General features: G+C 62.7%; 12 protein-coding genes. 5 read left to right on the top strand and 7 right to left on the bottom strand.

All coding sequences use genetic code 11. The features are described 5' to 3' along the window. Window positions 1–145: 145 nt before the first annotated feature. Genes plsY through D1820_RS14375 form a run of 5 tightly spaced genes read right to left on the bottom strand, consistent with a single transcriptional unit; the run spans window position 146 to window position 4,023 of the window. Window positions 146–751, bottom strand: coding sequence for a glycerol-3-phosphate 1-O-acyltransferase PlsY (gene plsY, locus D1820_RS14355; protein WP_118069517.1), 606 nt, complete (start codon window positions 749–751; stop codon window positions 146–148). Next, on the bottom strand, window positions 751–2,061 hold the full coding sequence (gene pyrC, locus D1820_RS14360; RefSeq protein WP_118069518.1) for a dihydroorotase: 1,311 nt from the start codon (window positions 2,059–2,061) through the stop codon (window positions 751–753). Before pyrC ends, plsY begins: the two co-directional genes overlap by 1 nt. After that, the gene (locus D1820_RS14365; RefSeq protein WP_118069519.1) at window positions 2,058–2,465 is read right to left on the bottom strand and encodes a hypothetical protein; all 408 of its coding nucleotides are present in this window, start codon (window positions 2,463–2,465) and stop codon (window positions 2,058–2,060) included. The genes pyrC and D1820_RS14365 overlap by 4 nt, the downstream gene beginning before the upstream one ends. A gap of 1 nt (window position 2,466) precedes the next feature. Further along, the gene (locus D1820_RS14370) at window positions 2,467–3,024 is read right to left on the bottom strand and encodes a hypothetical protein (RefSeq protein WP_118069520.1); all 558 of its coding nucleotides are present in this window, start codon (window positions 3,022–3,024) and stop codon (window positions 2,467–2,469) included. A gap of 3 nt (window positions 3,025–3,027) precedes the next feature. Next, window positions 3,028–4,023: an aspartate carbamoyltransferase catalytic subunit gene (locus D1820_RS14375; RefSeq protein WP_118069521.1), complete on the bottom strand. Its 996-nt coding sequence runs from the start codon at window positions 4,021–4,023 to the stop codon at window positions 3,028–3,030. 107 nt (window positions 4,024–4,130) lie between these two features. On the opposite strand from D1820_RS14375, the gene D1820_RS14380 reads away from it, so the two are divergent. From D1820_RS14380 to D1820_RS14395, 4 genes are all read left to right on the top strand, one after another. Continuing rightward, window positions 4,131–4,892 carry a uracil-DNA glycosylase family protein gene (locus D1820_RS14380; protein WP_096870459.1) on the top strand — a complete coding sequence of 254 codons (762 nt, stop codon included), beginning with the start codon at window positions 4,131–4,133 and terminating at the stop codon, window positions 4,890–4,892. A 75-nt stretch (window positions 4,893–4,967) separates the two neighbouring features. Further along, window positions 4,968–5,510: a molybdenum cofactor biosynthesis protein B gene (gene moaB / locus D1820_RS14385; protein WP_096870460.1), complete on the top strand. Its 543-nt coding sequence runs from the start codon at window positions 4,968–4,970 to the stop codon at window positions 5,508–5,510. A 137-nt stretch (window positions 5,511–5,647) separates the two neighbouring features. Further along, window positions 5,648–7,138 (top strand): efflux RND transporter periplasmic adaptor subunit, encoded by a 1,491-nt coding sequence (locus tag D1820_RS14390; protein WP_118069522.1) that lies wholly within the window; start codon window positions 5,648–5,650, stop codon window positions 7,136–7,138. Window positions 7,139–7,143: 5 nt separating this feature from the next. Next, the gene (locus tag D1820_RS14395) at window positions 7,144–10,536 is read left to right on the top strand and encodes an efflux RND transporter permease subunit (protein WP_118069523.1); all 3,393 of its coding nucleotides are present in this window, start codon (window positions 7,144–7,146) and stop codon (window positions 10,534–10,536) included. Between the two features lie 37 nt (window positions 10,537–10,573). Here the strand turns inward: D1820_RS14395 and D1820_RS14400 are convergent, their stop codons facing one another. Next, window positions 10,574–11,083 carry an NUDIX hydrolase gene (locus D1820_RS14400; protein ID WP_118069524.1) on the bottom strand — a complete coding sequence of 170 codons (510 nt, stop codon included), beginning with the start codon at window positions 11,081–11,083 and terminating at the stop codon, window positions 10,574–10,576. Window positions 11,084–11,115: 32 nt separating this feature from the next. Further along, window positions 11,116–11,970, bottom strand: coding sequence for a protein-disulfide reductase DsbD domain-containing protein (locus D1820_RS14405; RefSeq protein WP_118069525.1), 855 nt, complete (start codon window positions 11,968–11,970; stop codon window positions 11,116–11,118). A gap of 178 nt (window positions 11,971–12,148) precedes the next feature. Between D1820_RS14405 and D1820_RS14410 the strand changes: the two genes are divergently transcribed. Then, window positions 12,149–12,706, top strand: coding sequence for a YqgE/AlgH family protein (locus D1820_RS14410; protein WP_040180640.1), 558 nt, complete (start codon window positions 12,149–12,151; stop codon window positions 12,704–12,706). Window positions 12,707–12,708: the final 2 nt, after the last annotated feature.

Consider the following 12,708-nt stretch of genomic DNA (forward strand, 5'->3'; position numbering starts at 1 on the left):
ACGTTCAAAACAACTCCTTTTGTATGTGCGGTGATGCACAAAACCTCTGCACTGGCGCGGTGGCACATTCCTGTGAACATGAAAAAGCCCTCGTCCATGAGGGAGGAGGGCGTCTTTGTAAAACCAAGGTTTAGCAGGTGGCGGGTTACTTTTGCCCGATCTTTGGCTCGGTCCCGAGACGCAGCCGCGCGATGTTTTCCTTGTGCCGCCACAGGATGATCACCGCCAGTAGGGCTGCCAGACCCGTCGTCATTGGTGCGCCCAGAAGCAGGCACCACAGCGGCGCCGCCACTGCAGACACCAAAGCCCCCATCGAGGAAATCTTGCTCAGATAGGCGGCAGCCAGCCACGTCAGACAGCAGGCGATCCCCACCGGCCAGGCCAGCGCCAGCATCAGACCAAGGAAGGTGGCGACGCCTTTGCCGCCCTGAAACTTCAGCCAGATCGGGAAGCAATGGCCGAGAAAGGCTGTCAGACCGGCCAGCTGTGCGGCATCTTCACCGACCAGCGCGCGGGCCAGCAGCACCGCCACGGCCCCCTTGCCGCCATCCAGCAGCAGGGTCAGCGCAGCGGCTTTTTTTGAGCCGGTGCGCAGCACATTGGTGGTGCCGATATTGCCCGATCCGATAGTGCGCAGATTGCCCAACCCCATGATCCGGGTCAGCAGCAGGCCGAAGGGAATAGACCCCAGTGCATAGCCGATCACGGCCCATAGCAGCAGGACAGGGGCGGCAGTTTCAATAGGCGGCATCAATCTCTCCGGTAGACCGGTTCACCGGCCACATAGGTTGCCAGCACCCTACCTTGCATCCGCTGCCCGTCAAAGGGGGTGTTCTGTGATTTCGAGTGCAGCGCAAACCGGTCCATCACAAAGGGTTGGTCCGCATCAAACAGCACCAGATCCGCAGGTGCCCCTTCGGACAGACGACCACAGTTCAGCCCCAAGCGCTTGGCCGGGTTCAGGGACATGGCGCGGAACAATGTCGGCAGATCCAGCTGCTCCGCATGATAGAGCCGCAGCGCGGCAGGCAGCAGCGTTTCCAGCGCCACCGCACCGGCGGCGGCCTCCTCAAACGGCAAGCGCTTGCTTTCCTCGTCCTGCGGGGTGTGCATGGAGGAGATCGTGTCAATCAGCCCCTCGCGCAGCGCCTCGATCAGCGCTAGACGATCTTCTTCAGAGCGCAGCGGTGGTTTCACCTTAAAGAAAGTTCGGTAGTCCGCCACGTCCAGTTCGTTCAGCGTCAGATGATGGATCGACGTGCCTGCTGTGATATCCAGCCCGTTTGCCTTCGCTCGCTGCAGGGCGGGCAGGGCGCGGGCGGTGGTGATCTGGTCGGCGTGGTATCTGGCGCCGGTCATCTCCAAAAGCGCGATATCGCGATCCAGTCCCATCCGCTCGGCCATTGGCGTGACGGCGGGCAGCCCACGCAGGGTGGCGAACTTACCCGAGGTTGCTGCAGCCCCTTTGCTCAATCCCGGTTCTTGCGGATGCGCGATGACCAGCGCGCCGCAGCTGCGCGCATAAGACAGCGCGCGGGAAAAGACCTTGGTGTCGGCGACCACATGATCGCAATCGGAGAAGGCCACCGCGCCCGCATCCATGAGAAAGCCGATCTCGGTCATCTCCCGGCCTGCGCGGCCCTTGGTCAGGGCGGCCATGGGCAGAACATTCACCGGCGCATCGGCCTGCGCGCGCCGGGTCACGAACTCCAGTGTTTCCGGGCTGTCGATGGATGGGGTTGTGTCAGGGCGTGTCACCATGGTGGTGACCCCGCCCGCTGCCGCTGCGAGGCCTGCGGATTTATAACTTTCCTTATGGCGCTCACCCGGCTCGCAGACCTTCACGCCGATATCGACAATGCCGGGGGCCAGACATTTGCTGCGGCAATCAATAAGGGTCACATCCTTTGCCACAATGTTTCGCGTGCGAAACAATTGGTCAGACTCGGTGCCATTTTTATCAACCGCCGCGATGCGCCCGTTCTGCACCAGAACCGCACCGATGCTATCGGTTCCGGCTTCTGGGTCGATCAGGCGGGCATTGGTGAAGAGAAGGGTCATACGCGGGATCTCTCGGACAGGTTGGACAGGGCGTTTTGCAGCGTTGCAATTGTTGCGGCGGCGTCGGGCTGGTATTTGATCAGGTGCTTGTGCCCCTCATGGGTGACGATCTGGACCGTGCTGCCTAGGCGGTTCAGCTCGGCCACATCCGCGAGCGGAATGGTCTGTTGATCGGGGCCTTTGATAACCTTGCCCCCAAGCGACCAGACGCGGGTCATTTCATCGGACAGGAGGTAGCCGCCGCGCAGGCCAATGGCGGCCAGCCCGCCGATGGCACCGGTCCAGACATGCGGGTTTCCCATCACCCAAAGAATGCCCATGGCGCCCAGCATGGCGATCACGGCGAGCCAGGCGTGGCTGCGCCAGTAGGCCATACGATCAGGGGTGAAGACGGTTTCGGACATCTCAGGTCGCCAGCATCAGCACGACAAGCAGGATCAGCGCCATCACGATTACAAAGACCGTCGCCCCGATGCGCCGTGCGCGAGAGCGGGCCTCCCGTGGGGAGGGGCGTGATGAGGAATAGGGTTTGGCGCTTTCCGGTGCGTCGTCAGGATTGCTGGGAAGGCTGGCCCAATCCGCCCCCACCTCACTATAGTCGCCAATGTGTCGAATTTGACTGGCCGGGGTGAGGCGCGTTGCCTCGCCCCGCAGCGCGCGCGACCGCAGCAGCAGCACGTAGCCTTCGATCGCGGCGAGTTTCTGCACGTCGGAGGTCAGCTGCTCACTCGGGATCCCGCAGCCATCGCGCAGATAGCCGACAAGCCCCAGGTCCTCCAGATCGCTCACCGGGAAAATCTCCACGTGATCCAGATCTATCTCTTCAGTGCCCAGAACCTGCGCCAGCGCACCGGGTTCACGCAGGAACCGCACCTGTTCGGGCCGCATATCGAGGTCGAAGACATGGATCATCCGCTGCTCACCTGCGGCGATGATCAGGGGCTGTGCCACCGGGCCAGCCATGGATCAGGCCACGCCCGGTTGCGACGCCGCACGCTCGCGGCTGGCGCGCAGGTTGCGGGCCAGAAGATCCATCGCCGCCATCCGCACGGCGACACCCATTTCGACCTGTTCCTGAATGACAGAGCGGTTGATGTCATCGGCAAGCGTGCCGTCAATTTCAACGCCCCGGTTCATCGGGCCGGGGTGCATGACGATGGCGTCGGGTTTGGCCAGCGCAAGTTTCTCCGCATCAAGCCCGTAGCGATGGTAGTATTCGCGTTCCGACGGGATGAAACCGCCGTCCATACGCTCCTTCTGGAGGCGCAGCATCATGACCACATCCACGTCTTTCAGGCCTTCACGCATATCGTCGTAAATCTCTGCGCCGAAGTCGGCAAAATGGCCGGGCACCAGTGTTGGCGGGCCAATCAGACGAATGCGGTTTTCCATCTTGCCCAGCAGGATCAGGTTCGAGCGCGCCACACGGGAATGGGCCACATCACCGCAGATCGCAATGTTCAGCCGGTGCAGACGGCCCTTTGCGCGGCGGATGGTCAGGGCATCGAGCAGCGCTTGGGTGGGGTGTTCATGCCGTCCGTCGCCGGCATTCAGCACCGCGCAGTTTACCTTCTGCGCCAGAAGGTCCACGGCGCCGGAATGCGGATGGCGCACCACCAGAAGATCGGGATGCATGGCATTCAGCGTCATCGCCGTATCAATCAGGGTCTCACCCTTTTTGATCGAGGAGGCCTGCATCGCCATGTTCATCACATCCGCGCCCAGCCGCTTACCCGCGATTTCAAAGCTGGCCTGCGTGCGGGTGGAGTTCTCAAAGAACATATTAACCTGGGTCAGCCCTGACAGCGCATTGGCGTGTTTGTCGGGACGGCGGTTCAGATCGGCATAGCTGTCCGCGAGATCAAGGAGCGCGGTGATTTCATGCGGTCTCAGCGGTTCGATGCCCAAGAGATGCCGTTGAGAAAAGGCCATCGGATCAGGTGACGAGGTGGCTGTGGGCATGGGCAGGCTCCGCGATGTTTGGCGCTCTTATAGCAGGGCTGTGACCTGCGGCAAGCGGCGCGCACGGCGGGTATTTTGATCCGCCTCTAGGCAGGGTAGCTTGGGGCATGGAATCGGCATTGGATTATCACAGCGCCCATGCGCTCTTGGCGTGGCAGATCGAACTGGGGGCGACCGATGCGATCGGGGACGCGCCGGTCAATCGCTATGAATTGCAGGCGCGGCTGCCCAAACCCGGCGCAGCCGCGGCTGAGGCGGCACCGGCGAAACCTCGGGAGATTGATCCGGTTGAGGTGGCCCGACAGATGGCGGGAACCGCAGGGTCGCTGGAGGGTCTTTATGAGGCGCTGGCCCAGTTTGAGCATTGCGAGCTGAAAAAAGGCGCGCGCAATCTTGTGTTTGCAGATGGCCAGCCCGGTGCCCGCGTTATGGTGGTGGGCGAGGCGCCTGGCCGCGATGAGGATATCGCGGGCAAACCGTTTGTGGGGCGGGCCGGGCAGCTTCTGGACCGGATGCTGGCGGCCATCGGTCTGTCGCGCAAGGACAGCGTCTATATCGCCAATGTTCTGCCCTGGCGGCCGCCGCAGAACCGCGATCCCCTGCCGGCAGAAATCGCCATGATGACTCCGTTTCTGGAGCGTCATATTGCGCTGGCAAAGCCGGATATCCTGATCGCCATGGGCAACATCAGCTGTGATGCGCTGCTCGGCAAACGCGGAATCACCCGGATGCGTGGCACGTGGCAGGAGGCGCAGGGCAAGCCGGTGATGCCGATGTTCCACCCGGCCTATCTGTTGCGACAGCCCGCGCAGAAACGGGCCGCCTGGGCGGATCTGCTGGAGATCAAGGCGCGGCTGACGGCAGGTTGAAACCTGATCAGGCCACGCGATCTTCGGACATCATTCTTAAAGACTGTGACAACATCAGCGATAGGGGCCAGGACCATGGCGCAACTCGACAACAGCAAGGATTTTATTCCGGTCCGCATTGCAGTGCTGACGGTATCGGACAGCCGGTCACTGGCGGAAGATCGCTCCGGTCAGGTGCTGGTTGATCGGCTGGATGCTGCGGGGCACGTGCTGGCAGACCGCAAGATCCTGCCGGATGAACGGGAAGAGATTGCAGGCCAACTGCGGAACTGGATTGCCAACCCGGAGATAGATGTTGTGATCTCAACCGGAGGTACCGGTCTGACCGGGCGCGATGTCACGGTGGAAGCGCACCGCGATGTCTACGAGAAGGAAATCGACGCGTTTGGGACGGTCTTCACCATCGTGTCGATGCAGAAAATCGGCACCTCGGCTGTGCAGTCGCGGGCCACAGGCGGGGTCGCGGGGGGCACTTACCTCTTTGCGCTGCCGGGAAGTCCGGGGGCCTGCAAGGACGCCTGGGATGAAATCCTTGTGAAGCAGCTCGACTACCGGCACCGGCCCTGCAACTTCGTGGAAATCATGCCTCGGCTTGACGAACATTTGCGTCGCAAGTGAGACGGAATTGATCCGCGACTGCGTGTAACCTCGTATAGCTTTGTGCAAACTGGTATTCTTTGGGCCTGACGAGGCCCGTTCATGGGTACTGCGGCAGTTGTCTGTGCCGGTTCGTTTGGCCGATTGAGGGATAGAGAATGCGCTTTTTGCGGCAAACGGTGATTGGGGTTTTCCTGGCGGCGCTGACAGCGGCGCTGCTGCTGTTGGCGGTGCAGATGGTGCTGTCCGCGATCCAGACCCGTATGGGGGAGGAGCGCCGTGCACCGCCGCCCCGCGAACGGGTGTTTGCCGTGAATGTGGTGCAGGCCGAGTTGGGCGCAGTGCAGCCTGTGCTGACCGCCTTTGGCCGGATCGAGAGCCGTCGCAGGCTGGAACTGCGCACGGCAGCGGCTGGTCGGGTGGTTGAGTTGGCGCCCGGGTTCGAGGATGGCGGCGACGTCACGGCGGGCACTCTGCTGGTGCAGATCGATCCGGCTGATGCGCGCGCGGCCCTGCAACGGGCAGAAGCGGACATGAGGGATGCCGAGGCGGAAACCCGCGAGGCCCGGCGCGGATTGGCGCTGGCGCAGGATGAGCTGTCGGCATCCGAGGATCAGGCAGCGCTGCGGGCCCGTGCGCTGGATCGGCAACAAAATCTGGAAACCCGCGGTGTTGGGTCTGCTGCAACAGTGGAAGTGGCGGAGCTGGCTGCTGCACAGGCCCGGCAGGCGGTGATCTCGCGTCGGCAGGCGCTGTCCCTTGCGGAGGCGCGTATTGATCAGGCGGCAACCCGGCTGGCGCGGGCGCAGATCGCGCTGGATGAAGCGCGGCGCAATCTTGATGATACGACCATCACAGCCGCCTTTGACGGAACTTTGCAGTCGGTCAATCTGGTTGAGGGGCGGTTGGTTTCGGCCAATGAAAAGCTTGCGGATCTGGTAGACCCGGCGCAGCTGGATGTGGCGTTTCGGGTTTCGACCGTGCAATACGCCCGGCTGCTGGACGCGGCGGGGCAGCTGCTCTCGGCGCCGGTGGCGGTTACGCTGGACGCAACCGGTGCGGCGCTGACAGCATCCGGCGTGGTGGTGCGCGACAGTGGCGATGCAGGCGAGGGGCTGGCCGGTCGGCTGATCTACGCTCGGCTGAACCCGGCGCCCGGTTTCAAGCCCGGTGATTTTGTCACAGTTGAGGTTGAGGAACCAGTGGTGAGCGAGGTGGCCCGGCTGCCCGCCTCGGCGCTGGGGTCGGACGGCACCGTGCTGGTGCTGGGAGAGGAGGGCCGACTACAGGCGCTGGAGGTTACATTGGTGCGCAGACAAGGGGACGATGTGCTGCTGCGTGGCGCCGGGCTGGAGGGGCGCGAGGTTGTCACCGGGCGCACGCCCCTGCTGGGCGCAGGCATCAAGGTGCGGCCCCTGCGACAGGGGGCAGAGTTTACCGGCGCCAATGCTGGCACCCCGCGCGACACCGCAGCGGCAGAGGCTGAATTGATTGAACTGTCGGAAGATCGCCGGGCCAGGCTGGTTGCCATGGTTGAAGGCAATAGCGGGATGCCGGAGGCGGTGCGGGCGCGGATGCTGGAGCAGCTGGCCGCCGCAAAGGTCCCCGCGCGGCTGATCAACCGCATTGAAACCCGGATGGGGGGATAGGGGTCATGCTGCGGAACCTCCCCCGTTCGGCTGGCGGCGTTCTGAGCTATTTTACCCGTCACCGGACCTTGTCGAACCTGCTTCTGGTGCTGCTGCTGGTGCTGGGCGCGGCGGCGATTCCCAATATGCGGGCGCAGTTCTTTCCGGATGTGATCGTGGACCGGGTGTCGGTCTCCGTCGAATGGGAAGGGGCCGGGCCTGAGGACATCGACAGCGCCATTGTGCAGGCGCTGGAACCCGCGCTGCTGGCCGTTGACGGGGTCGAAAGCTCCAGTGCCACATCGCGCGAGGGGCGCGCCAGCATCTCCTTGGACTTTGAGCCGGGCTGGGACATGGCGCGCGCAGCGGATGATGTCCAGAGTGCTGTAGACGGGATCACCACACTGCCGGAGGAGGCCGAAGACCCGAGCGTGCGCCGCGGGGCGTGGCGTGATCGGGTCACAGATGTGGTGATCACCGGGCCAATTGCACCGCGCCAGTTGGGACTGTTTGCGGATGAGTTGGTTGTGCGCCTGTTTGAGGTGGGTGTCACCCGTACCACGATCCGGGGCATTGCGGCCCCGCAGACCATGGTCGAAGTGCCCTCTGCCAGCTTGATCGCCCATGATATTGCGATGGCTGATATTGCGGCGGCGATTGCAGCGGAGGTTGACGCCAATCCGGCGGGTGACGTGAGTGGCGCCAATGCGCGCATCCGCACTGGCAGCGAAAAACGCACGCCAGAGGAGTTGGCCGGTATCGTGTTGCGGACAAACCCGGATGGGTCGGCCCTGACGGTTGGTGACGTCGCCACGATCCGGGTGGAGGGCGTGGATCGCAATCGCTCCTACTTCGTGGGGGAGAACCCCGCGATGTCGATCCGGGTGGACCGGTCGGATCAGGGCGACGCCATCGATATTCAGCATCAGGTCGAAGATGTGGTGGAGGCCTTGCAGGCCAGCCTGCCGGATGGCGTCAGTGCGGATCTGATCCGCACCCGCGCTGAAGCGATCACCGGGCGTCTGGATATTCTGGTCGATAACGGGCTGATGGGGCTGGGTCTGGTGCTGGCGCTGCTGTTCCTGTTTCTCAATGCACGCATCGCCTTCTGGGTGGCAGCGGGCATTCCGGCGGCAATGTTTGCCGCCATTGCCCTGATGTATATGGCCGGGCTGACCATCAATATGATCAGCCTGTTTGGCCTGATCATCACCCTTGGTATTGTGGTGGATGACGCAATTGTGGTGGGGGAGCATGCCGATTTCAGGGCGCGGCGTCTGGGCGAACACCCAGTTGCTGCGGCAGAGAACGCCGCGCGCCGCATGGCGATGCCGGTCTTCGCGGCCACATTGACCACGGTGATTGCGTTTTTCGGGCTGGTATCGATTGGCGGGCGGTTTGGCGAGTTGATCCGCGACATTCCTTTGACAGTGATTGCGGTGCTTCTGGGATCTTTGATCGAGTGTTTCCTGATCCTGCCCAACCATCTGGCCCATGCGCTGGCACATAGTGCCAAGGAGCATTGGTATGACCTGCCCAGCCGTGTGGTAAATCGGGGGTTCCGCCGCCTGCGTGACACGTTATTTCGGCCTTTGATGGCGCTGGTTGTTCGCGCCCGCTACGTGGTGCTGGCTGCTGCTGCGGTGATCTTGGCCAGCCAGCTGGCGCTGTTCATTGGCGGCGACGTCAAATGGCGGTTCTTCAACGCGCCGGAGCGTGGATCGGTCACCGGCAATTTTGCCATGGCCGAGGGGGCAACCCGGGCGGATACGCTGGCGATGATGCGGGAAATGCAGCGCGCGGTTGAGGCGTTGGGGCGTGACTATGAGGCCCGGCATGGCCGCAACCCGGTTGATTTTGTCATGGCTGAGATTGGCGGCAACGCCGGGCGTGGTCTGGCCGGGGTGGATGCCAAGGACAGCGATCTTCTCGGCGGGATTTCGATTGAGCTGATTGATGCTGATCTGCGGCCTTATTCCAGCTTTGCCTTTGTTGCGGAGCTGCAGGACAGTGTGCGCCGCCACCCGCTGGCGGAGACGGTATCGTTCAGAGGCTGGCGGTCGGGTCCCGGCGGCGATGCGCTGGATGTGCAATTCAGCGGCGCTGCTGTCGAGGTGTTGAAGGCTGCATCAGAGGATCTGAAAACCGCCGTTCTGCGCTACCCGGAGGTGTCAGCAGTTGAGGACAATCTTGCCTATGACAAGGAAGAGCTGGTGCTCGAACTGACCCCGCAGGGGCGGGCGCTGGAGTTCACGGTGGAGACACTGGGGCGGGCCTTGCGGGCCCGGTTGAACGGCATAGAGGCGGCGACCTACCCAGACGGGCCGCGCAGTGCCGCGATCCGGGTTGAGCTGCCGGAGGGCGAGCTGACCGCTGATTTTCTGGAGCGTACGCTGATGCGCAGCCCGGCGGGTGTCTATCTGCCCCTGGCCGATATCGTGTCGGTGACCCAGCGCACCGGATTTTCCACCGTTCGGCGTGAAAATGGTGTTCGTGTGATCAGCGTCACCGGGGATATCTCAGAGGATGATCCGACACGGGCACAGGCCATTGCCACCGCGCTGCAAGAGGAGATCCTGCCGAAGATCGCCAGTGAGCGACAGGTGGATTGGCAATTGGCGGGGTTGAGCGAGCAGGAAAACGAATTTCTCAATGACGCCAGAACCGGATTGATTCTGTGTTTGACTGGGATTTATCTGGTGCTGGCGTGGATTTTCGCCAGCTGGACGCGGCCCTTAGTGGTTATGGCGATCATTCCCTTTGGCCTCGTCGGGACAATCTGGGGGCACTACCTGTGGGAGGTGCCGCTGTCGATGTTCACCGTTGTTGGCCTGTTGGGGATGACAGGGATCATCATCAACGACTCGATCGTATTGGTGACAACCATTGACGAATACGCAGAAGAGCGCGGGCTGATCCCGTCGATCATTGACGGGGCTGCGGATCGGTTGCGGCCGGTGATGCTGACCACGCTGACAACCGTTCTGGGGCTGGCCCCGTTGATGTATGAGGGCTCGCAACAAGCACAGTTCCTCAAACCCACAGTGATCACGCTGGTCTATGGCCTTGGGTTCGGCATGTTTCTGGTGCTGCTGGTTGTGCCCGCATTGGTGGCGGTGCAGGCGGATGTGGCGCGTCCCTTTGCAGCGCTGCGGCGGGGAATGTCATCGCGGGCTGGTGACCTGCGTTGGCTGACGCTAGGGCTGGGAGCGGCACAGATCCTGTGGCTGGCGGTGACTGTTGGCTATGCGATGGCGGTGGGGGCGCTGCATCCGGTGCTGAGAGCGGTCGCGCCCGGGCTGGTGGAGATGGATCCGCTGCGCGCTGCCCTGCTGCTGTTTGTGACCGGCGCGGTGCTGTTGAGTGCGATTGCTTATGTCAGTGCGCGGGTCTTGGGCGGGCGTCGCGCAGGGATCTGACGATCGGCTGCCACTGGTTCGACCTGCGACATGGAGGTCACGCACCCTTTGTGCGATGCTGCCGCTCCTGGGCAAGGGCGGCGACCTCTGCCACCTGATCGATCAGCATACGGTCAGGGGTAGCGCCAAAACGGCTGGTCAGATCGGCGACCGGCACCCATTGCGCCTGCAGGGCGTCATCGTCCGGGGTTGGTTGACCTGAGATATAATCACAGAGCACAGCAACCAAGAGATACTGTCGTTGGACCTTCCCGGCCTCATCGCGCAGCATCACATCGACATGGGTCAGCACCTCGCGCGGGGTTGCGATGACGCCGGTCTCTTCAAGCAGTTCACGGGCGGCAGCCTGCATCGCGGTTTCGCCCAGTTCGACATGGCCGCCGGGGAAGCCCCACCAGCCTGCATTCGGGGGCGATTTGCGCTGGATGAGGATGACCTGATCGCCGCCCTGATTTGCATGGCAGACCACCGCAAGGGCGCCAAGGATCGGGCGCCGGGGCTGATTTGGACCGCCGGAGCTGTCGGGGATGGCTGCATCGTTGGGCATGGCTGGATCCGATCCGGCTGATAATCCCCTTATTAGTGTCGGGTGCAGCCTTTAATGTCCACCGCGTGGTTGCGGCCCAGCACGGTAAACCGCATCTGCGAGCGATCAACGGCGAAGGGGCCACCCTCAGCGGAGATGATCTCGGTTTTGGCGGTCAGATGGCGACCCTGCCGGGTGGTTGTCGTCTCGGTCGTCACCAAAGTGGGAGGGCCAGGCTCAACCACCACGATCTCATCTCCGCCCGCGCTGGGCATGGTGATCCGAGCGACCAGCTCCATGCCGTAGCGGTTGGGGGTGATCGCACAAGTTGCGGCCTGCACGCCGGCCTCTTTCGCCGACCATGGGCGATCCGCCAGCGCTGCCACAATCGCCGGATCGCGGCGGCTGTCGGGTTGGAGTGGGCGATCAAAGCGCAGTTCGGAGGGGATACAGACATCTTTGCAGATGCCCAGCTCCATCTGGCCTTTCAGCCGTAGTGGCTGGCCGGGTTTGGCGGGGGTGATTTCAATCGGAAGCACCAGCTGATCATGGTAGCCGATGGTGCGAAATCCGGAGGTCAGGAAAACCTCGGGCGTGGGCCAGCGGATTTCCACCGCACCGACGTTGCGCGATCCCCGCCAGCTGAACCGGGGCGGGATGCCGGCGTCACCGGGTGCGCGCCAGTAGGTTTTCCAGCCCTCCGAGAGCGTCAGTCGCAATGCGCCCATATGGGTGCCGCGCCGGGTCGGGCCGCCATCCAGCACTTCGATCTGCACGATATCGGACATTTGTTCGGCTGACGTGCTGGCTGGCAAGGTCAGAAGCCCCAGCGCAAGGGGTGCGCAAAGACCCTTCGCCAGTGATCTGGCAGCAGTCGCGAGAACAGAGAGAAACGGATGTGTCGTCATGTCAGGTTACATGCGCAATTCCGCCTGAAATGCCAAGTCACGTTCCGGTCAGCGCCTGCGAGCTGACGCTTTGGCACGGCTTGGCCTTGAACCTCTCGCTGTGGGTGGCCATTGTGAAAGGGCAGGCCCGTCGCCGCACTGCGGATGACGGCAATTACAAAAAGGACGACAGCTTCATATGGATCTTACCGGCGAACTGCTGATTGCGATGCCCGGCATCGGTGACCCGAGGTTTGAACATTCGCTGATCTTGCTGTGCTCACATGAAGATGATGGCGCAATGGGGTTGATCGTGAACAAGCCCGCAGCCGGTGTCGATTTGTCCAACCTTCTGGAACAGTTGGACATCACACCGCGCAGTGCAGAGGAGGCGGCGCTGCCGGTCCGTTTCGGGGGGCCAGTTGAGACGCAGCGTGGCTTTGTGCTGCATTCGCCTGAATATAAATCCAACGTCAGTTCATTGCGGGTGGCCGATGCGTTCTCAATGACGGCGACCGTGGATGTATTGGAAGACATCGCGATGGGACGCGGGCCTGAGCAGGTTATGGTGATGCTGGGATATGCAGGGTGGGGGCCGGGTCAGTTGGAGACGGAGATTGCCAATAATGGCTGGCTTACCGCTCCGGCAACACCGGAGTTGGTGTTCGGCCTGGATGATCTCACCAAATGGGAGGCGGCCTTGCGGTCGCTGGGGGTTGATCCGTTGACCCTGTCGACCAGCGCCGGTCACGCCTGACC

The organism is Phaeobacter sp. LSS9 (assembly GCF_003443595.1).
In the GTDB taxonomy this organism is placed as follows: domain Bacteria; phylum Pseudomonadota; class Alphaproteobacteria; order Rhodobacterales; family Rhodobacteraceae; genus Phaeobacter; species Phaeobacter piscinae.